The 18,269-nt window shown below is 65.1% G+C and carries 17 protein-coding genes; 5 read left to right on the top strand and 12 right to left on the bottom strand.

Annotated elements, in window-relative coordinates; genetic code table 11:
• Positions 1 to 100: 100 nt before the first annotated feature.
• Positions 101 to 1,771 carry an acyl-CoA synthetase gene (locus BV210_RS11335; protein WP_077206775.1) on the top strand — a complete coding sequence of 557 codons (1,671 nt, stop codon included), beginning with the start codon at positions 101 to 103 and terminating at the stop codon, positions 1,769 to 1,771.
• Between the two features lie 36 nt (positions 1,772 to 1,807).
• Here BV210_RS11335 and BV210_RS11330 read toward each other — a convergent pair whose 3' ends face one another.
• Together BV210_RS11330 and BV210_RS11325 are read right to left on the bottom strand one after the other, a co-directional pair.
• The gene (locus tag BV210_RS11330; protein WP_077206774.1) at positions 1,808 to 2,398 is read right to left on the bottom strand and encodes a carboxymuconolactone decarboxylase family protein; all 591 of its coding nucleotides are present in this window, start codon (positions 2,396 to 2,398) and stop codon (positions 1,808 to 1,810) included.
• A 68-nt stretch (positions 2,399 to 2,466) separates the two neighbouring features.
• Positions 2,467 to 3,126: a hypothetical protein gene (locus BV210_RS11325; protein WP_157525979.1), complete on the bottom strand. Its 660-nt coding sequence runs from the start codon at positions 3,124 to 3,126 to the stop codon at positions 2,467 to 2,469.
• A 180-nt stretch (positions 3,127 to 3,306) separates the two neighbouring features.
• Here BV210_RS11325 and fmdA (BV210_RS11320) point away from each other — a divergent pair, with 180 nt between their 5' ends.
• The gene (fmdA, locus tag BV210_RS11320) at positions 3,307 to 4,569 is read left to right on the top strand and encodes a formamidase (RefSeq protein ID WP_077206772.1); all 1,263 of its coding nucleotides are present in this window, start codon (positions 3,307 to 3,309) and stop codon (positions 4,567 to 4,569) included.
• A gap of 60 nt (positions 4,570 to 4,629) precedes the next feature.
• Here fmdA (BV210_RS11320) and thsA read toward each other — a convergent pair whose 3' ends face one another.
• The 5 genes from thsA to BV210_RS11295 all read right to left on the bottom strand — a co-directional run bounded on the left by thsA (position 4,630) and on the right by BV210_RS11295 (position 8,263).
• Positions 4,630 to 6,321, bottom strand: coding sequence for a thermosome subunit alpha (gene thsA, locus BV210_RS11315; protein ID WP_077206771.1), 1,692 nt, complete (start codon positions 6,319 to 6,321; stop codon positions 4,630 to 4,632).
• Between the two features lie 129 nt (positions 6,322 to 6,450).
• On the bottom strand, positions 6,451 to 6,975 hold the full coding sequence (locus BV210_RS11310; RefSeq protein WP_077206770.1) for an AmiS/UreI family transporter: 525 nt from the start codon (positions 6,973 to 6,975) through the stop codon (positions 6,451 to 6,453).
• Positions 6,976 to 7,138: 163 nt separating this feature from the next.
• Positions 7,139 to 7,498, bottom strand: coding sequence for a fluoride efflux transporter CrcB (crcB, locus tag BV210_RS11305; protein ID WP_077208044.1), 360 nt, complete (start codon positions 7,496 to 7,498; stop codon positions 7,139 to 7,141).
• Positions 7,499 to 7,502: 4 nt separating this feature from the next.
• The gene (locus tag BV210_RS11300; RefSeq protein WP_077206769.1) at positions 7,503 to 7,883 is read right to left on the bottom strand and encodes a CrcB family protein; all 381 of its coding nucleotides are present in this window, start codon (positions 7,881 to 7,883) and stop codon (positions 7,503 to 7,505) included.
• Positions 7,884 to 7,942: 59 nt separating this feature from the next.
• Positions 7,943 to 8,263: a hypothetical protein gene (locus BV210_RS11295; protein ID WP_077206768.1), complete on the bottom strand. Its 321-nt coding sequence runs from the start codon at positions 8,261 to 8,263 to the stop codon at positions 7,943 to 7,945.
• A gap of 145 nt (positions 8,264 to 8,408) precedes the next feature.
• Here BV210_RS11295 and BV210_RS11290 point away from each other — a divergent pair, with 145 nt between their 5' ends.
• Entirely contained in the window at positions 8,409 to 9,017 is a 609-nt protein-coding gene (locus BV210_RS11290) for a molybdenum cofactor guanylyltransferase (protein ID WP_077206767.1), read from the top strand.
• Between the two features lie 16 nt (positions 9,018 to 9,033).
• Here BV210_RS11290 and yqeC read toward each other — a convergent pair whose 3' ends face one another.
• Complete coding sequence (gene yqeC / locus BV210_RS11285; RefSeq protein WP_077206766.1) at positions 9,034 to 9,759, bottom strand: selenium cofactor biosynthesis protein YqeC; 726 nt, start codon at positions 9,757 to 9,759, stop codon at positions 9,034 to 9,036.
• A gap of 114 nt (positions 9,760 to 9,873) precedes the next feature.
• Between yqeC and BV210_RS11280 the strand changes: the two genes are divergently transcribed.
• Positions 9,874 to 10,191: a hypothetical protein gene (locus BV210_RS11280; protein ID WP_077206765.1), complete on the top strand. Its 318-nt coding sequence runs from the start codon at positions 9,874 to 9,876 to the stop codon at positions 10,189 to 10,191.
• 59 nt (positions 10,192 to 10,250) lie between these two features.
• On the opposite strand, the gene fmdA (BV210_RS11275) is transcribed toward BV210_RS11280, so the two are convergent.
• Together fmdA (BV210_RS11275) and fdhF are read right to left on the bottom strand one after the other, a co-directional pair.
• Complete coding sequence (gene fmdA / locus BV210_RS11275) at positions 10,251 to 11,519, bottom strand: formamidase (protein WP_077206764.1); 1,269 nt, start codon at positions 11,517 to 11,519, stop codon at positions 10,251 to 10,253.
• Between the two features lie 193 nt (positions 11,520 to 11,712).
• Positions 11,713 to 13,836 (bottom strand): formate dehydrogenase subunit alpha, encoded by a 2,124-nt coding sequence (gene fdhF / locus BV210_RS11270; RefSeq protein ID WP_077206763.1) that lies wholly within the window; start codon positions 13,834 to 13,836, stop codon positions 11,713 to 11,715.
• A 176-nt stretch (positions 13,837 to 14,012) separates the two neighbouring features.
• Here fdhF and BV210_RS11265 point away from each other — a divergent pair, with 176 nt between their 5' ends.
• Entirely contained in the window at positions 14,013 to 14,570 is a 558-nt protein-coding gene (locus tag BV210_RS11265; protein ID WP_077206762.1) for a hypothetical protein, read from the top strand.
• A 14-nt stretch (positions 14,571 to 14,584) separates the two neighbouring features.
• Here BV210_RS11265 and BV210_RS11260 read toward each other — a convergent pair whose 3' ends face one another.
• Complete coding sequence (locus tag BV210_RS11260) at positions 14,585 to 16,345, bottom strand: aldehyde ferredoxin oxidoreductase family protein (protein ID WP_077206761.1); 1,761 nt, start codon at positions 16,343 to 16,345, stop codon at positions 14,585 to 14,587.
• 161 nt (positions 16,346 to 16,506) lie between these two features.
• Positions 16,507 to 18,123 carry a BCCT family transporter gene (locus BV210_RS11255; RefSeq protein ID WP_077206760.1) on the bottom strand — a complete coding sequence of 539 codons (1,617 nt, stop codon included), beginning with the start codon at positions 18,121 to 18,123 and terminating at the stop codon, positions 16,507 to 16,509.
• Positions 18,124 to 18,269: the final 146 nt, after the last annotated feature.

Genomic DNA, 18,269 nt, shown 5'->3' with positions numbered 1-18,269 from the left:
TGAGTGACCGCACGGAAGCGGTCACGACAGCACTTACAGCGGGCAGTGAGATTACATGTAAATATCGGGTTCTATATGGAATGCTCTTCGACTATTAGTCATGAGTTGGCATATCACACCGGAGTACGAGACCTACGATCGGGCCCACGAACAGTTCGAGTGGGAGTTCCCCGACGGGTACAATCTCGCGTGGGATCTGCTTCGGAAACACGACGATTTCGGGAGTCCGCTGCTCCACCAGGCGTATCCGGACGGACGGCGGGAGACCTACAGCGTCCAAGACCTCGACGAGCTATCGAACCGGGTCGCCAACGCACTGGCTGCGCGTGGCATCGAGCGTGGTGACCGCGTCGCGATCGTCGTTCCGCAGAAGCCGGCGAATCCCCTGACGCATCTCGCGTGCTGGAAACTCGGCGCGATCTCGCTACCGTTGTCGATACTCTTCGGGACCGATGCCCTCCGGTACCGGCTGCAGGACAGCGGGGCGAAGGCCGTCGTCGCCGACCGATCGGTACTCGATACCGTCACAGAGGTACGCGAGGACTGTCCGGATCTGGACCACGTCGTCGCCGTGGACGCCGGCGAGACAGCCGACGAGACGGCCGACGATATCGAACGGTTCGACGAGCTGTACGCCGGTCACGACACCGAGTTCGATATCGTCGACACCACCGAGGAGACCCCCGCGATCATCATCTACACGAGCGGCTCCACCGGACCACCCAAGGGCGTCCTCCACGGCCACGGTCTCTGGGCCGGCCACTGTCCAGCTTTCTACATGTACTTCGAGCAGGACGTCTTCGATTCGACGTACTGGACGCCGGCCGACTGGGCGTGGATCGGCGCGCTCGGTGACGTGGTCTTCCCGGCCTGGCACTACGGCCAGCCGGTCGTCAGCTACCCGATGGGGCAATTCGACGCCGAAACGGCCTTCGAGATCTGCGAGGAGTTCGGCGTCACCCACAGTTTCCTGCCGCCGACGGCGATCCGGATGCTGATGAGCGTCGACGATCCCACCGAGCAGTACGATCTCGCCCTCGAAGCGATCAGTTCGGGCGGCGAACCGCTGACACCGGAGATCCTCGACTGGGCCGACGCGGAACTGGGCGGCGTCGCCGTCAACGAACTCTACGGACAGACGGAAGCCAACCTCCTCGTGACGAACTGCCGGGCATGGTTCCCGGTGCAGGCCGGCAGCATGGGCAAACCGGTCCCCGGCCACGACGTGGCGATCGTCGATCAGGAGACCGGTGAGCGCCGCCCCGACGGCGAGGTGGGGATGATCGCGGTGCGCCGCGACGAGGATCCGGTCATCTTCCAGGAGTACTGGAACGAACCCGAAAAGACCGACGCGGCGACCGTCGAGGGCCCCGACGGCGCTCGCTGGCACCTCACCGAGGACCTGGGCTACCGCGACGAGGAGGGCTACTTCTGGTTCAAATCGCGCGACGACGATATCATCATCACGGCCGGATATCGCGTCGGTCCCGGAGAAGTGGAGAGTGCCATCCTCGAACACCCGGCGGTCGAGCAGGTCGGCGTCGTCGGTGTCCCCGACGACACCCGCGGCGAGATCATCAAGGCGTTCGTCGAACCCGTCGCCGGCGTCGACGGAGACGACGCCCTCCGCGACGCGATTCGGCAGCTGGTCAAGGACGCCCTCGCGAAGTACGAGTATCCACGCGAGATCGCGTTCGTCGACGCGTTACCGACGACCACGACCGGGAAGATCCAGCGCCGGAAGCTGCGTGAGCGTGACGCCGAGGGCTGACCGAACGGACCATTATGGGATTCACCGGGCATTCGGTCACCGGTCCTGCTGGTCGCGAGTCGAGAACGGATACTCGAGTCCCGTCGGGTACGGGCTCTCCGCCGTCGTATCGAGCGTCAGTGCGATCGTGAACCGGTCGAGTCCGACTTCGAGGCTACAGAACAACAGGAGTTCCACGAGTTCCGCCGTCGAGAACTCCGACTCGAGGTCCTCGAAGAAGTCGTCCGAGATCCGGTGAGGGTCCGTCGAGAGTAACTCGCCGAGCCGCACGGCCAAACTCTCTCGGTGACTGAGCGCTGTGTCGTCGATCTCGTCGCCGAGGACGGCCGCTTCCTTCGGTTCGACCTCGTCCCGGAGATCCGTCGTCCGGACCGTCCCACAGTAGGCACACTCGTGACAGGCGGCGATCCGGAGTCGGACCAGTTCCAGCAACGCGGGCGTGAGGCCGTCGGACTGGGGGAACGAACCGAGCGTATCGACGAGGCGCTTGAAAACCGTCGGTCGATGGGCCATCGCCCCGAAGAACGCCGCGTCCTCGTACCAGTCCTCGGTGGCCTCGCGGAGCAAGTCGTTTACCGCCTCGTCCGCCGATTCGCCCGGTTCGACGATCGGGATGCGTCCGGTCATGGGTACACGTACCACAGTTCGGCGTGGACGGCCAAGAGCGTTCGTCGACGTGGGCGTCCAGCGACCTGTTATCCCGGGTAACTGTCCGAGCGAGTGAGAAAGAGACGAAAGGTGAGCGTGTCCGGATCGGCCCCCAGGACCTGTGTGGTTACCTTCTGTAGTGAGGCCGACTCCAACTGATCGGCGTCGGAGCCACAGAGACTGTCGGCGAGGTGCTGGACGTGTGCGGCCTCGTCGGCCGGCGCAGTCAGTACGACGTGTTCGTGATCGGGATTCGCATCGAACGTGTCCGAGAGTGCACTCGCGAGGTCCCCGACCGTCGTCTCGGGGGTGACCGGGATCCGGAGATAGGTAGCCCCCTCGAAGTCGACCACGTCAGCCCCAGTGGACTCCGAAGCAGGCGAGTCTCGGTTCCCGAGTGCCGACTGAACTGCCTCGTGGAGGGACGCGGTGCGCGAAACACAGTGATCGATCCAGTCGTCGAGGTCGTCGTCCGGCGTGAGGCGAACCTGGTATCGGCGCTCGGCAGTTCGGTCCAGCAGACCCGCTGCGACGAGTGTCTCCGCGACTCGCTCTACGTCTCCACGTTCCCAATCCGAGCGGCCATCGTCCGCGGGCGGTGTCAGCGTGGCACGGCACCGCTCGGGTGAAAATTCCGCCGTCCCGAACGTCTCCCAGCAGTCCAGATACAGTTCGATGTGTGCCGTCGGGAGCTGTTGATCGGACATGGTCGGGCCCTCCACAATTCGCCGGAGTCGATGTTAAACGTACTGTCAGATAGAACACCCTGCACCCAATCGTTGCGGAACCAGACCCAGATGAGGGACACACCGTAGGAGCGCTGTAGGTAAACCGTCCCACGTGTCAAATAGGATTACCCCAGTACATGTGGTGTGTTGGTCTAGACCATGCCCGAGACCGTATTCGAGGTCGACGTCGACAGCGACATAGCAGACCAGCCCGACCCGATCGTCAATCGCTGGCATCCGGACGTCCCGCCGGCAGCGAGCGTCGAACCGGGGGAGAAGTTCCGCGTCGAGTGTCTAGACTGGACGGGGGATCAGGTCGTCAACGACGACAGTGCCGACGATATCAGAGACATGGACCTCGCGCCGAACCATCACCTCAGTGGGCCGATTCGCGTCGAGGGTGCCGAACCCGGCGACATGCTGGTCGTCGATATCCTCGACCTCGGCCCGTTCCCGGACCACGAGTGGGGGTTCAACGGCATCTTCGAACTCGACAACGGCGGTGGGTTCCTCACCGACCACTTCCCGGAAGCGCGAAAGTCCATCTGGGATTTCGATGGCGTCTACGCCACCTCACGGCACATCCCGGACGTCCGATTCGCCGGGCTCTCACACCCGGGGATCGTGGGCACAGCACCCTCCCACGAGCTACTCGAGGAGTGGAACGAGCGCGAACAGGCGCTCATCGACCGTGGCCCGGACGACGAGACGGCCGTTAATCACGAGACCCGCGAGGAGGAACCGCCGCTGGCCCTGCCCCCGGAATCCGACGACGTGTTGCTCGGCGACCTCGACGACGACGAAGTCGACGAGGCGGCCGCGGAGGCCGCTCGGACGATCCCGCCGCGGGAGAACGCCGGCAACTGTGACATCAAGAACCTGAGCCGCGGCTCACGCGTGTACCTGCCCGTGTTCGTCGACGGTGCGAACCTGATCACGGGCGACCTGCACTTCTCGCAGGGCGACGGCGAGATCACCTTCTGTGGGGCGATCGAGATGGCGGGCTTCATCGACCTGAAGGTGGACCTCGTGAAGAACGGGATGGAGAAGATGGGGACCGATTACGCCCTGTTCACGCCCGGCAACGTCGAGCCGCAGTTCTCGGAGTACGTCGTCTTCGAGGGCTACTCCGTCGACGAGGAAGGGACCCAGCACTACAAGAACGCGAACGTCGGCATGCGCCGGGCCTGCCTGGACGCCATCGACTACCTCGCACAGTTCGGCTACACGCGCGAGCAGGCCTACCAGCTGCTCAGTTGCGTGCCCGTCGAGAGCCGCATCGCCGGTATCGTCGACCTGCCCAACACCTGCGTCACCGTCTCCGTCCCGAAGGAGGTCTTCGAGTTCGATATCGACCCCGACGGACTCGCAGACGAGACCGCGCCCTCGACCGACCGGGGCGACCTGGCCAAGCCGTCCTGAACTCGCCGCAGTTCGCTTTTTCGACCGGCGCACCGATCGCCTCGTACTCTCGAACAGGTATTAGTGACCGACGGCCCAGGGATACCCGCCGGTTGCCTCCACGCCGCCGTGACCACCCTCGTGGCCATGGTCGTGGTCGTGGCCGTGCTCGGACTCGTCGTCCGAGGTCGCCAGGATCACGTCGTCGATGCCGACGAGAACCGTCGCGGCTTCGATGGCACCCGTGATCGCGTGTCGCTTGACCTGGACCGGGTCGAGGACGCCGCTGTCGACCATGTCCGCCACCTGACCGGTCGTCACGTCGAGTCCGGCCGTCTCGTCACCTCCATCGTGACGATTGCGAAGGGCGAGGACGGTGTCGATCGGATCCAAGCCGGCGCTCGCCGCCAGCGTGCGCGGAATCGCCTCCAGTGCGTCGGCGACTGCGGTCACGGCGAGTTGTTCGCGGCCGGCGACGCCGTCGGCGGCGTCTCGGAGCGTGGCCGCGAGGGCGACCTCCGTCGCGCCGCCGCCGGGGACGACACCGTCGGTCTCGATGGCCAGCGTCACGTCGTCGAGGCAGTTCTCGATCAATCGCTTCGTCTCCGCAATGACGTGCTCGGTCCCACCACGCAGGAGCAGGGATCGCTGTTCGCTGTCGGGGCAGTCACCGACGACGGCGAGGTGGGTTCCGGCGACGGTGCGCCGCTCGATGCGCCCCGCGCGGCCGACGTGCTCGGGCGTGAGTTCGTCGACACGCATGACCATCTCTGCACCGGTCGCCCGGGCGAGTTTGTGCAGCTCGTCCTGTCGGGTCCGCTCGACGGCGAGGATTCCCGCCCGGGCGAGGGCGGCCAGCACCTCGTCGTCGATCGACTTCTGACAGAAGACGATATCGGCACCAGCGTCCGCGATACCCGTCGCCTGCTCCCGGTAGACCGCACCCTCGTAGTCGGCGAGCCGTTCGAGCTGGTCGGGGGTCTCGACGGAGACGTGCGTGATCGCGTCGGCCTTCTCGACCGTGAGCTGGTCGTCGACCAGTGCCACGCCGGCGTCCTCGATTCGGGTCGGCAGGTCGACGTCGAGCGACGCCAGCGTCGTCGACGAGGAACCCATGTCGATCGCGAGGCCACTGACGAGTTCGGAGTCGGTCGGTGCGCCACCGGGGATCGTCGTCCGAGTGATACGGCGTCGCTCGACGACCCCGTTCCGCTCGACCGACTGGGCGGCCTCGACGACGAGTTCGAGCAACGCCGCCGCTTCGTCGTCGCTCCACTTCCCGGTGACTGCCGTGTGGGCGACGTTCAGTAGTGTCTCCGTGTCCGCGGGGTCGATCTCGATCGTCTGTGCAGCCAACTCCGAGCGAGCTCGGTCGAGAGCGAGCCGGTAGCCCCGATCGATCGTCGTCGGATGAAGCCCCTTCTCCACGAGATCCGCCGCCTCGGCGAGCAGTTCCCCCGCCAGTACGACGGCCGTCGTCGTCCCATCTCCGATGCAGTCGCGCTGGCTCTCCGCAACTCTGAGGAGTTCCTGTGCGGCGGGATGTTCGATCTCCAGCCGGTCGAGGATGCTCGCTCCGTCGTTCGTCACCACCACCTTTCCCCGATCACCGACCAGCATCTTGTCCATCCCCTTCGGGCCGAGTGTGGTTCGGATCGTGTCGGCGAGAACGCGTCCGGCAGTCACGTTCATGTCGCGAACGTCGCGCTCACGAAGCCGTTCCGTCCCGTCTGCGAGTACTGTATCGGGCCACTCCCGCGCTGATTGTGTCATGGTAGCACGCCCAGTTATGAGTCCACGGAAGTCCACAAAGGGTTATCCCGACCTCTCAACGCGCTCGTATTGCGTTTCTGACGCACTGAGTCATCGGGGTCGTAACCTCCACGGGAAAAGAGAGGGGACTCAGGCCCACGGCCAGAGGCCTGCGGCCATCACGTACCCGGCACCTCCGGTGAGGACGCCGACAGCGAGCGTGTACCAGCCGACGAGTCCGGTGTATTCGGTCTTCTGGACGGCGAGTATGAGCCAGAACGCCGCCCAGAGGACTGCCCAGATCCACCAGAGGCTCGCGAGACCGATATCACCGAGCTGGAAGACGACCAGACCGGTCGGGATCGCCAGCAGCGTCACCATGATACAGTACCAACCCAGGGCACGCTGGTCCTCCTCGCCGCGCCACGCGTTCGAGCCGACCCACAGATACGTGAACGAAAACAGCAGCGTTCCGGCCGCGTTGAACGGTGTTCCCTCAGATGCCGACCCCCCGAACGCCCACCAGAGTGCGATGAGGAAGGTTAGTCCGCCGACGAAGTAGTTCAGGACCGCTACGTCGCGGTCCGAGCCGATGCCTAACAACCACGCCCCGTTGACGACCAGCACCATCCCGACGAACACCAACCCCATTCCGAGCACTGTGTACAGACTCATGGTTCGTGTGGTGTGATACCACCATACACATAGATTCCCAACGAAAAATAATTAATTTTCGTTTACATACGTGGCACAGATCTGCACAAACGAAGATACGCTGCAACCAGTTTCGAGCAAACAGGGGAGAACCGTCGACGCCAACCGCGATGCCGGCGACCGCTCACACCGGAGCGAGTCTGGCGAGCGCCCACGCCAGCGCGATCGCGGCGATCGATCCGAGAAGGTTCCCGACGGCGAAGGCGACAGCGCGCACCTGCTCGCCGTCCTCCCACAACCGGACGGTGTCGAACGAGAACGACGAGAACGTGGTGTAGGAGCCACAGGCACCGGTGCCGACGAACAGCACCACCGCGTTGCCGGTACCGAGGACGGTCACGAACCCGAGGACGAAGCTCCCGACGACGTTCACGGTGAGCGTCCCCGTCGGGAATCCATCGGATGCGAGACGGGTCGTCGTGAGATAGCGCAGGAGCGCCCCCACGACGCCACCGAGTCCGACCAGCCAGAGGTCGGGGACCATCCGCTCACTCCCCGTCGAGTCGGCTGGCGACGCCACCACCCAGAACGACGCCGGTGAAACCGAACAGGTAGTTCCCGAGTACGTTCAGGAGGGCCAGACTCGGTGTCGCCTGGACAGTTTCGAGCGCGAAGGTGCTGTACGTGGTAAACGACGAGAGAAAGCCAGTCGCCACGGCGAGTCGCGTCTCCTCGGCCAGCAGCCCCGTGTACATCGCTTCGTACAGGACGAATCCGAGACAGAAGCTCCCGAGCGCGTTCGCGAGGAGGGTTCCCCAGAGCCTGGGCGTCGAGATGGCGAGGAGATGGCGCGCGTTCGCGCCGACGAATCCCCCGATGGCGATCAACACGATCACCTCCAGCGTCAGGAGCGGATGGTCCTCGCTCATGTGCCAGCCACTGACGCTCGCGCTCCTCTTACGACTGCTTTCGGGTCGGTTGCCGAGAACTACGCTCGGTCCCGACGGATGACGGCGACCGACTGCTTCACCGAGGCGATCCGCCCGCTGAAGGTCCTGTCGCGCCAGGTAAGCACCGCGGCCATTCCCTCGAGGTTCGCCGGTGACGTGTCGGTCAGGTCGCTCGGCCACAGCCGACCACCACGGCTGCGAGCGACCGTCAACTGCCCCTGTTCGACGGTCAGGTGTTTCGGCACGAACCAGTGCGACCACGTCGGTTTTGCCGGCTTGCTATCGTCGATGAGCGTCAAGCGCACCTGATCGTCGCTGACGACTTGCTTCGCGACCGAGGCCGTGCCAGTCGCTGTCATGACGCTGCCCCGCGAGTGTCACATATCATACACCCTCTCCCGGCAGGGGTCGGAATAAAGCTTGCTTCATGCTCAGATAGGTCGCGTCGGTCAGGTGATGCCCACCTGTGAAACGTTTAGGTATCCACCGGGCGAACGGGCGGTGATGCGAAGCGGCGTCATCCTCGCGGGCGGGTACTCGACGCGGTTCGGATCCGCGGACAAGGCGGTCGCGGACCTCGCGGGAACACCGATGATTCGCCGTGTCGCCGACCGACTCGAAGCCGTGGTCGACGAGGTGGTCGTGAACTGTCGCCCGGACCAGCGAGAACGGCTCGCGGCGGCGCTTGCGGACCTCGATTTCCCGGTCACCTTCGCCGAGGACCCCGAGCCGGACCGGGGGCCGATGGCCGGTATCGAGACCGGACTTCGCGAAGCGAGCGGCGAGTACGCGGCGGTCGTCGCCTGTGATATGCCCTTCGTCGACGCCGAGTTCGTCGCCTACCTGTTCGAGCGAGCGCGGGGCCACGACGCGGCCGTCCCACAGGTCGAAGACGAGTGGTTCCAGACGACACAGGCGGTCTACCGGACGGAGTCCATGGCGGCGGCCTGTGCCGAGGCGCTCGCCGACGGCGAGCACAGGATCGTCGAGCCGCTGTTCACACTCGAGTACGTCGTCGTCGATGCCGAGGAGATCCGCACCCACGCCGACGACGACACCTTCCGGAATATCAACACACGCGAGGAGTTGCAGGCAGCCACGGAGGAGTTCTGAGTCGAGCGAGGGAGCGTCAGTCGCCGAGCACGGCCACGATCGGGTCGTCGGCGATCATACGTGTGAGCGCGACGCGGTCGACCCGGTCGGTGGCGAGGACCGCAGACGCGATCCGTCTGGCGGCTTCCTCGTCGGCGTCGTCGTCGACTTTGTTGACCACCGGGACGACCGTCGCTCCGTCGGGTACGTCCTTGCACCCACCGTTGGGGCTCGTCACTACTCTGGCGACGTTGTCTGGGCGGATCTCCTCGCCCGGTGAGAGGTCCGTGAGTGCGGCCACGCGATCGACCCGATGGACGTAGTCGTCGGTTAGCGGTTTGCCGACGACGTGTGCGCTGACGAGGGGCAGGACGGTGTCCGTCGCCGTAGGAATCCGGGGCTCGGCGTCGTTCGGGGCCTTGAACTCCCGCATTCGTGCGCCGTCGGCCTTGACCAGGACGGCATCGGGAGGCTCGGTCCCGGCGATTCGCTCGACGGTTTCCGTCTCGTATCCCAGATAGCGGTCGCCCTCCCGTTCGGGGACGAGGCCGAGCGGCCACGTGTCGGCCCCTCGAATCGCCTCGACCGGGTTCTCGGTCACGCTGACCGCGCTCACGTGCGGGTCGAATATGGGGATCCGAACGGTCGCCGTGACCACCGCACGGTCGATCCGGACGGCCAGTTGCCAGAGGGTGGATTTCTTCCCACCGGCACCGACGACACAGACGAGCCCCTCGGCCCCGAGTGCGGTGACGAGGTCCATATCCTCCCTACGACGGCCGGTGGCTAAACGTTCACACTCGACTGTCGTGAGTGTTGTCCGCTCGAGGACAGTCCCCCCGAAATTTTACCTTCGCGTTCGTGGACTGTCCAGCCTATGCCGGCCAGCGACCCCGACCTCGCGACTGCTGCGGCCAGCTTCCACGAGGAGATCCCCCATCGGTTCCAGGTGTCGTTGACCATGTCGATGCAGACCCGTGATTCGCTGCGAGCGGTGCGGGACGCCGTCAACGAGGCCAGTGACGAACGGGTGTTCACCAACGACGACGTGATCCGGGCCGCGCTACAGGCAGCAGCGAGCTATCACGCGACGGAGACGGACGAAGGGTCAGAGACAGGCGACCGCGATGCAGCGCAGTTGCGCCCGATCGCGGCGGTGATCGCCGACGTACTCGAACCCGACGAGGGGACGTGAATCCGGCAGGAATCCAAAGCGATGCAAAAATCGCGACGAGTCTCGCTGTGAGTTCTGGCTCAGAGCGGGTCGTCCGTGATCGTGATCTGCCCGCGGTCGCGGGCCTCATCGAGGCCGTCGGGACTGACGTCGAATTCGAAGACGTCTTTCGGGAGGGCGAGAGTCGAACAGGCGTTGGGAATGTCGACGACGCCGCTCTGTCGACCCTCCACCGGGACGGTCCCGAGGATCACGTAGGCCTGCTCGCGCGTGTAGCCGAACTGCTCCAGGTAGTCGATAGCCTGGAGACAGGCGCGTCGGTAGGCGACGTGTGAGTCGATGTAGTGCTGTTCGCCGTCCTCGTCGACGGAGTAGCCCTCGAAGACGACGTACTCGCTGAAGTTCGGCCCGCGGTGGCCGGGCTCGAAGATCGGGTGGGAGACGCCGTATTTGTCCATCCCGTCTTTCACGAGTTCGAACTGCAGGTCGACGTAGCCGGCCATCTCGATCGCGCCACAGAACGTGATCTCCCCGTCGCCCTGGGAGGCGTGGAGGTCTCCGATACCGAACTTCGCCCCCTCGACGAACACCGGGAAGTAGATCGTCGAGCCGAGCGAGAGGTCCTTGATGTCACAGTTGCCGCCGTGTTCCCGCGGTGGGACCGTCCGCGCGCCCTCCTCGGCGATCCGGTCCGCCGCGTCGCCGGACGCTTCACCGGGCTGTGCGCCCTCTTCCGTCGGTGGGCTCGCCACGGGCGGCTCCGACTCGCCGGTCGGGTGGTCCGGGATCGAACCCGGGTCTTCCTCGTGTTTCTCGATGAGTTGCTGTTCGCGCTGGGTCCACTCCTCGAGGAGGGCCTCTGAGGGCGCGGTCCCGATGAGGCCGGGGTGGATCTTCCCCTCGTAGTGCACGTCCGGGACGTGTCGCGAGGAGACGTAGGTCCCGTCGAGGTCCCAGATGGCCTTCGCCGCGTCGGGGAAGTGGTCGGTGAGGAACCCGCCGCCGTTCTGCTGGGAGAAGATGCCCGTAAAGCCGTACTCCCAGCGGTCGTTCAGCGCCCCGATGTCGAGCAACGTCACCTTCAACAGGTCGCCGGGTTCAGCGCCGGCGACCTCGACCGGCCCGGAGAGATAGTGGACCTGGTTCAGATCCACGTCCCGGACCTCGTTCGCGTCGTCGTTGTCCCCGATCTGGCCGCCCGTCCAGTCGAGACACTCGAGTCGGACCCGGTCACCAGGCTCGGCGGAGACGACCGACTCGATCTCGGGATGCCAGCGGTTGAACGGGTTCGCTCCTGGCTGTTCGTCCGGCGGACTGTCGACGTCTACCTCGAAATGTACTTCTGGCATTGTATCTCGGGCGGGTCTGCCCAAGTAGGACGATTCCACGAACGCGCCAATAAAATACTATGAAAGATGATTAAGTTTATTCGGTGGCCACTCTCCACCGGGTAGTTGCAGGCTGGCAGTCGGCCGAGCCGAATCGCTGTGGAGCAACTGGGACAGTCACGCACGTCGGTTCCGGCTGAAAAGATCGCGCGGCTCAGTCGTCGTCGGCCTCGGCACCGGCGTCGGTGGGTTCGATTCGCACGTCGATCTCTGCTGCGGCGGCCTTGTATTCGGGGATCTTCGCGCGCTCGTCGAGGGCCTCGTTGGTGAGCCTGTTCGCGGAGGCGGCCGCGAAGTGCGGCGTCGTCCAGACGACGCCTTCCTTGATGTCGTCGGTGACCTGCGCGGTGAGCGTGATTTCACCGCGGCGTGATCTGATCGTCACCTCGTCGTCGTCCTCGATGCCGTATCGGTCGGCGTCGGCGGGATGGATGTCGACGAAGTTCTCCGGGTGCTGGCGGTTCAGCGTCGGCGAGCGCCGACTCATCGTCCCCGTGTTGTAGTGTTCGATGAGCCGTGCAGTCGTCAGTACCAGCGGGTACTCCTCGTCGGGCACCTCTGCGGGTGGCTGATGGCGCACGCCCTCGATGTACCCGAGGCCGTCCTCGGTCGTGAACTCCTCCTCGTAGAGGTACGGGTCGCCTTCGTCGCCGGGTTCGTAACAGGGCCAGTGGATGCCCTCCTCGCCGAGGAGGTCGTAGGTCATCCCGTGGTAGCTGGGACAGACCTGCCGAAGCTCCTCGAAGACGGCTTCGGGGTCCGAGAAGTCGAAGCCAGCGTCGTCGCCGAACAGCCGTGTGCCCACTTCCGCCAGGATATCCAGGTCGTGTCGGGTGTCGTCGTGGACCTTCTCGACCGGGCGCATCCGCTGGACGCGCCGATCAGTGTTGGTGACGGTGCCACCGCGCTCGGCCCAGGAGGTCGCCGGCAGGATCACGTCGGCGAACTTCGCCGTCTCGGTCATGAAGATGTCCTGGACGACCATGAACTCCAGTCGCTCCAGCCGTTCGGCCACTTCGTTCGCGTCGGGTTCGCTCATCACGGGATTCTCGCCCATGATGTACAGTCCGTGAATGCTGTCCCCGGCGGCCATCGAGATTTCGACGTTGGTCAGTCCCGGTTCCGGTGGGATCTCGAAGCCCCAGACCGCCTCGACGGACTCCCGGGCATCGTCGTCGTCGACGTTCTGATAGCCCGGCAGGACGTTCGGCATCGCACCGACGTCACAGGTCCCCTGGACGTTGTTCTGGCCGCGGAGCGGGTTCACGCCCGTTCCCGGTCGGCCGAGGTTCCCCGTGATCAGTGCCAGGTTGATCTCGTTCTGGACGTTGTCGACGCCACAGGTGTGCTGGCTCATCCCCATCCCGGTGAAGATGGCCGCGTTGCCGGCCGTCGCGTACTTTTCGGCCGCCGTCTCGATGTCTTCGAGCGGGACCTTGCAGGTCGCTGCGGCTTCTTCCTTGTCGAAGTCTTCGAGCGTCGCCTCCAGATCCTCGACCCCTCGCGTCCGCTCGTCGACGAACTCCTCGTCGACCCAGTCGTTTTCCAGCACCGTCTTGAGGACGATATTCAGCAGGGGGATGTCGGTCCCCGGTTCGACCTGGAGGTGCATGTGCCGGTCGGTGTCCTCGATCTCGAAGGACTCGGTCGTCTTGTTGGCGTGGGGGTCGACCTGGATGACGGTCGCGCCGTCGAGGACCGCCTGTCGGAAGTACTGGCTGTTGGCGATCGGGTGCTGTTCGGCCGGGTTCGCGCCGTGGATCCAGAACAGGTCCGCTTCGTCCCCCAGATCCCGCATGCTGTTGGTCATCGCCCCGGCACCGAGACTCCGGCGTAGTGCCCACACCGTCGAGGCGTGACACATCCGCGTGCAGTTGTCGACGTTGTTCGTCCCGTAGCGACGGGCGAGTTTCTGGAGGAGGTAGTTCTCCTCGTTCATCACCTTCGAGGAGCCGTAGAAGCCCATCGCGTCCGGGCCGTGCTCCTCGCGAATCCGTTCGAGTTCGTCGACGATTCGCTCGAACGCGTCCTCCCAGGTGGCCTCCCGGAACTCCCCGTCGTCGTCTCGAATAAGTGGTTCTGTCAACCTATCTTCGTGGTCGACTACCTCCGTCGCCGCGCCGCCTTTGATGCAGATCCGTCCCTCGTTGACCGGTGCATCGCCCCACGGCATGAACCGCATGTCGCCGGGTTCCTCGCCGGGTCTGACCTGGATGCCACACCCGACACCACAGTACGGACAAATTGTTTTGATGGGATTCTGTTGGTCGTTGGACATGGTTGGAGCCCCGTATTCCGCGGCTCGACGGCCGCGGTGTATACGATGAAAGAACCGGCGCACGTGCATGAGTGTTTTTAACACACGTGGAGACGTTCCAGGCGAAATATGGGAGCGAGCGGGTACGACACGCCAGCGAGCACAACACACAGGGGTGCGGACGACGACCGTCTACCATGGAACTGACCCGCTCGGTCGTCGAATCCAAGTCAGCAGAGTACCGGGCGAGAGAGCCCCTCTATCCGGTCGAGCAGGAGGGGATCGATATCTTCCCGGAAATGTTCCGGACGGGGTCGTACGGGTGGCGCGACGCGGAGTGGGTCGTCAGGTGGTACTATCGGCGCTTTCTCGGGGAGGTCCCGCACGAGGAACGCCAGCGGATCGAAGATCAGTTCGCCACCAACGAGTTCGAGACCGTTCGCGCGGTCATCGACGACGCCGTTTCCGCGGCCGAGGACACGGCAGCCATCGAGCGACTCACCGACCTCGCTGGCGTGGACGTACCGGTCGCGTCCGCGTTTCTCCAGTTCGTCGACCCGGAGACGGCCATCGTGATCGGCGAGCGAGAGTGGACGGTGCTGGAGGAGGCCGACGAACTCTCGGCCCCCTATCCGAACCCGCCGTCGGTCCGGGAGTACGAGCGGTATCTCGACACCTGCCGCGAGCTTGCCGAGCGCCTCGACTGTGATTGCTGGACGCTCTACATGGCGCTGTGGCGGTTGTGGAAATCGTAAATTTCCCACGACGGCTATCGGTCCGGGTCGACGGGCGTCTCGTCGTCGACGACATCCAGCAGGTCCAGTCGCGCCAGCGTCTCGATCGTCGGACGGCCGTCCGCATCCCACCCGCGCAGTTCGTAGTACGCGTCGAGCATCCGCTCGAACGTCGCGGGCTCGATCGGTCGTGCCGTCTCCGCATCGACTGGTTCCGTGAAGACCTCGGGAAGTGCGTCGTCGTCGCGGGTGAATCCCTCCCGGAGATTGAACAGTCGAGTGAGCGTCCAGATGCGCTCACCGGCGAGCGACAGGTCCTCGGGAACGGGCGCACCGACGGCCTCGAGCCACTCGGCCCCCAGGTCCTCGAACACGGCACCGACGAAGTCGTCGGCGACGAGACTCCAGCGCACCGAACTCGTGTTCTGCTCGGCGATCACGGCCGCTGCAGCGCGCTCGGGGGCCCAGTCTCTACCAGCGAACGGTTCGCGTTCGATCGGCCGACTTCGACGGTGACAGGCACCCCTGTCGCTCGTGGCGTAGGCGAGCGCCATACTCGCCGCGGCACGCGGGTCGTAGGACGGCACTTCCAGTCCCTTGACGTGCGGGATACGGTCGCGAGCGCCGAGTTCCGCCGCGGCAGACCTGACGCCGAGTGCGAGGATATCGCCGAGCGGGGTCCGTCTGGTCGCGATCTCGCCGAGCAGTTCGCGGGCCGCCTCCGCATCGCCGAACGCGAGGTCGCGGTCGATGACCCCCTCCCGCGCGGCGAGCATCGCCCACGCCACCGCGTTCCCGGCACTGATGACGTCCAGTCCGAGACGGTCACAGGCGTCGCCGAGTGTCACCACGGCGTCGAACTCCTCGACCCCCAGCGTGGCGCCGAGGGTCATCTGGGTGGCACCCCTGGGGACGCTGTCGCCGTCCTCGGTCTCGACTCTGAAGCCCCCGGGAATCGACTCGTCGTCGCGCTCGCGCTCGGTGGCGACCCCACGGGCGGCTTCGATACCGATGTCGGACAGTCCCTCGAAGCGACTCGCTTCCCAGCCTCGCGTCGCGAGCCCGCCGATCTCGTCGGCGAAGTCGACCGATTCGAGCGTCTCGCTCGCGGCCTGCCAGCGGCCGACCGCGTCCTCGGCGAACCGATCCGTGTAGGCCGCACGGAGGTCCGCGAGCCCCGACGGTGGGTCACCGCGAGCGACGATCGCTTTCAGTCGTTTGCTCCCCATGACCGCGCCGGCCCCGCCGCGGCCCGCCTGGTGGTCGCCACCGTCGGACGCGACGGTCGCATATCGGACCCGACGTTCGCCTGCCGGGCCGATACAGGCGACCGACGCGTCGGGAAACGCCGCACACGTCTCACTGGTATCGGCACCCCACAGGTCCGCGGCCGGTTCGAGGTGTACACTGGCGTCCTCGACGACGAGACAGACCGGCTCGTCCGCACTGCCAGTCACCACCACCCCGACGTGGTCTCCGAGTGCACCCGCGAGTGCGCCGGGGAAGGTCCCACCGGCGTAGGAATCGAGGAAGGCACCCGTCAACGGAGACTTGGTGACGACTGCGTACCGCTGCTCCCCCGGGAGATATCCCGTCAGCGGCCCGAGCATGAAACACAGGCGGTTCTCCCGGCCCAGGGGTTCGGTTCCGGAATCGAGTTCCGCGTACAGATACCGAGCTCCGAGCCCTTTGCCACCGATGTACCGTCGTCGCCACGTCTCTGGGACGGGGTCACGGACACAGGTTCGATCTGTGAGGTCGACCCGGAGGATGGTGTCCGGTGTCGGTCGTGGCATCTAGTCACAGGCAGGCCAGTGCCGGACAAAAGGGTGTCTCAGGTCGGCTGGCTGTTTGTTCAGCTAGTCGATCATATTCGCGGTTCCGAGAGAGCGGGCGAAGATCGTCGCCGGTGACCGATCGATACTGGCACGAGGGACGCGACGACCAGCTTCCGGCGTCAGTCGTCCGTCGGTTGGTTCTCCGCCACCCGGTCCGGTAATTTCCGTCGAACGCTCGATGCGATGTCGGTGTCCGGGTACTGAGACTCATCCAGCAACACGGGGGCGTGGCGTTCGAGTTGCACGACCATGCCGACCAGCGCGATCAGGCACAGTATCGCGGCCGGGATTCCGGCGAGGACGGTGAACGAGCGGAGGACGGAGATCCCACCGGCGAGAGTGAGTGCGATGGTCAGGAATCCCAGGACCAGCCCCCACGTGATCCGGTTGAGAGTCGACGGTGACGGTTCGCCCTCGTTCGCGATCATGGAGAAGCTAAAGGTCGCCGAATCGAGCGTCGTGATGAGGAAGCTCAACACGAGTCCCAGCAGGATCGCGGAGAACAGATCGGCGAAGGGCAGCAACTGATCGAACAGGGCGAAGCTGACGCCGGCGAGGCCGACATCGGAGTACACGGCCAGCAGGTCGGCCTGTCCGGTCGTCTGTAGCCAGAGTGCCGAGCCGCCGGTCGCGACGTACCAGGGGACGGTGAGTGCAAAGGAGCCGAGAATGCCGGCGAACACGAGCTGGCGGAGCGTCCGCCCGCGGGAGATCCGGGCCATGAACACGCCGACCATGGGCGCGAACGTGAGCCACCACGCCCAGAAAAACACCGTCCAGGAGCCGAACCAGCCGCTGGCCTCCGGCGTGAAGTACAGGCTCATCCCGACGAAGTCGGTCACGTACCCCTGGAGCGCCTGCGTCCCCAGATTCAGCAGGAAGGACAGGGGGCCAAAGGCCAGCGCTGCCGTCATGAGGACCAGCAGGAGGACCACGTTCAGGTTCGCGAACCGCTGGATCCCCTCCTGGATCCCGGCCGTAACGGACAGCAGGAACAGGCCCGTGATGAGGAGGATGAACAGGACTTCCCCGAGTGCGCCGACCTGGACGCCCCAGTTGTAGGCAAGGCCGGCGAAGAACTGGTCGACGCCGAGTCCGAAGGAGATGGTGATTCCGCTCACCGAGACGACCACGGCCAGCGTGTCGACCGCCTTTCCCATCCAGCCGTCGACGTTGTCGGTGCCGACGAACGGAGCGAGGATGACGGCGGGACGGAAGGGCATGTCTTTGCGATACGCGAAGTACGAGACGGCGATGCCGAAGACCACGTACCCGGCCCACGCCGAGGTCCCGTAGTGGAAGATCGCGTACTGGAGTGCACTCACCATCCCCGCCCACCCCTCCGGACTGGACCCGACGAACGGCGGGGCGGTCTGGTAGTGGACCAGCGGTTCCACCGGCCCCCAGTACTCGAGGCCGCCGGACGACAGCCCCGCAGTGAAGATCATCACGAGATAGCCGGGGTAGGAGAACGCGGGCTCTTCGTCCGGGTCACCCAGCCTGATGTTCCCCCACGGGCCGAGTAAGACGTACATCAGGAATACGAAGGAGAGAAAGACCAGCCAGAGGAACAACCAGCTGAAATTCGAGACGACGTAGGCGTTGATGGTCGCCAGCTGTGTGGCAGTCGCGTCCGGCCAGACGATGATCACTGCCGTTATCGCGAGGATCAACGAGAGTGATCCGAAAAATATCGCCGAGTCCGTCTCCTCCAGGGCCTGCTGTACCAGACTCATGTATTCAGCGGATGGGTTCGACCGGCGTGGTGCTCTGTTGCGACGTTGCCATCATCTAATCGGTACCCCACCCCTAGCGAGGGTTCAATGTTGGGACTCGACCCCCAATATGGGAGACGACCACACACCTCCCCTCGTAACACGTC

Source organism: Halorientalis sp. IM1011 (genome assembly GCF_001989615.1).
GTDB lineage: Archaea > Halobacteriota > Halobacteria > Halobacteriales > Haloarculaceae > Halorientalis.
Note: the sequence above shows the minus strand (reverse complement) of the source record. Positions and strands in the feature narration are given on the sequence as shown.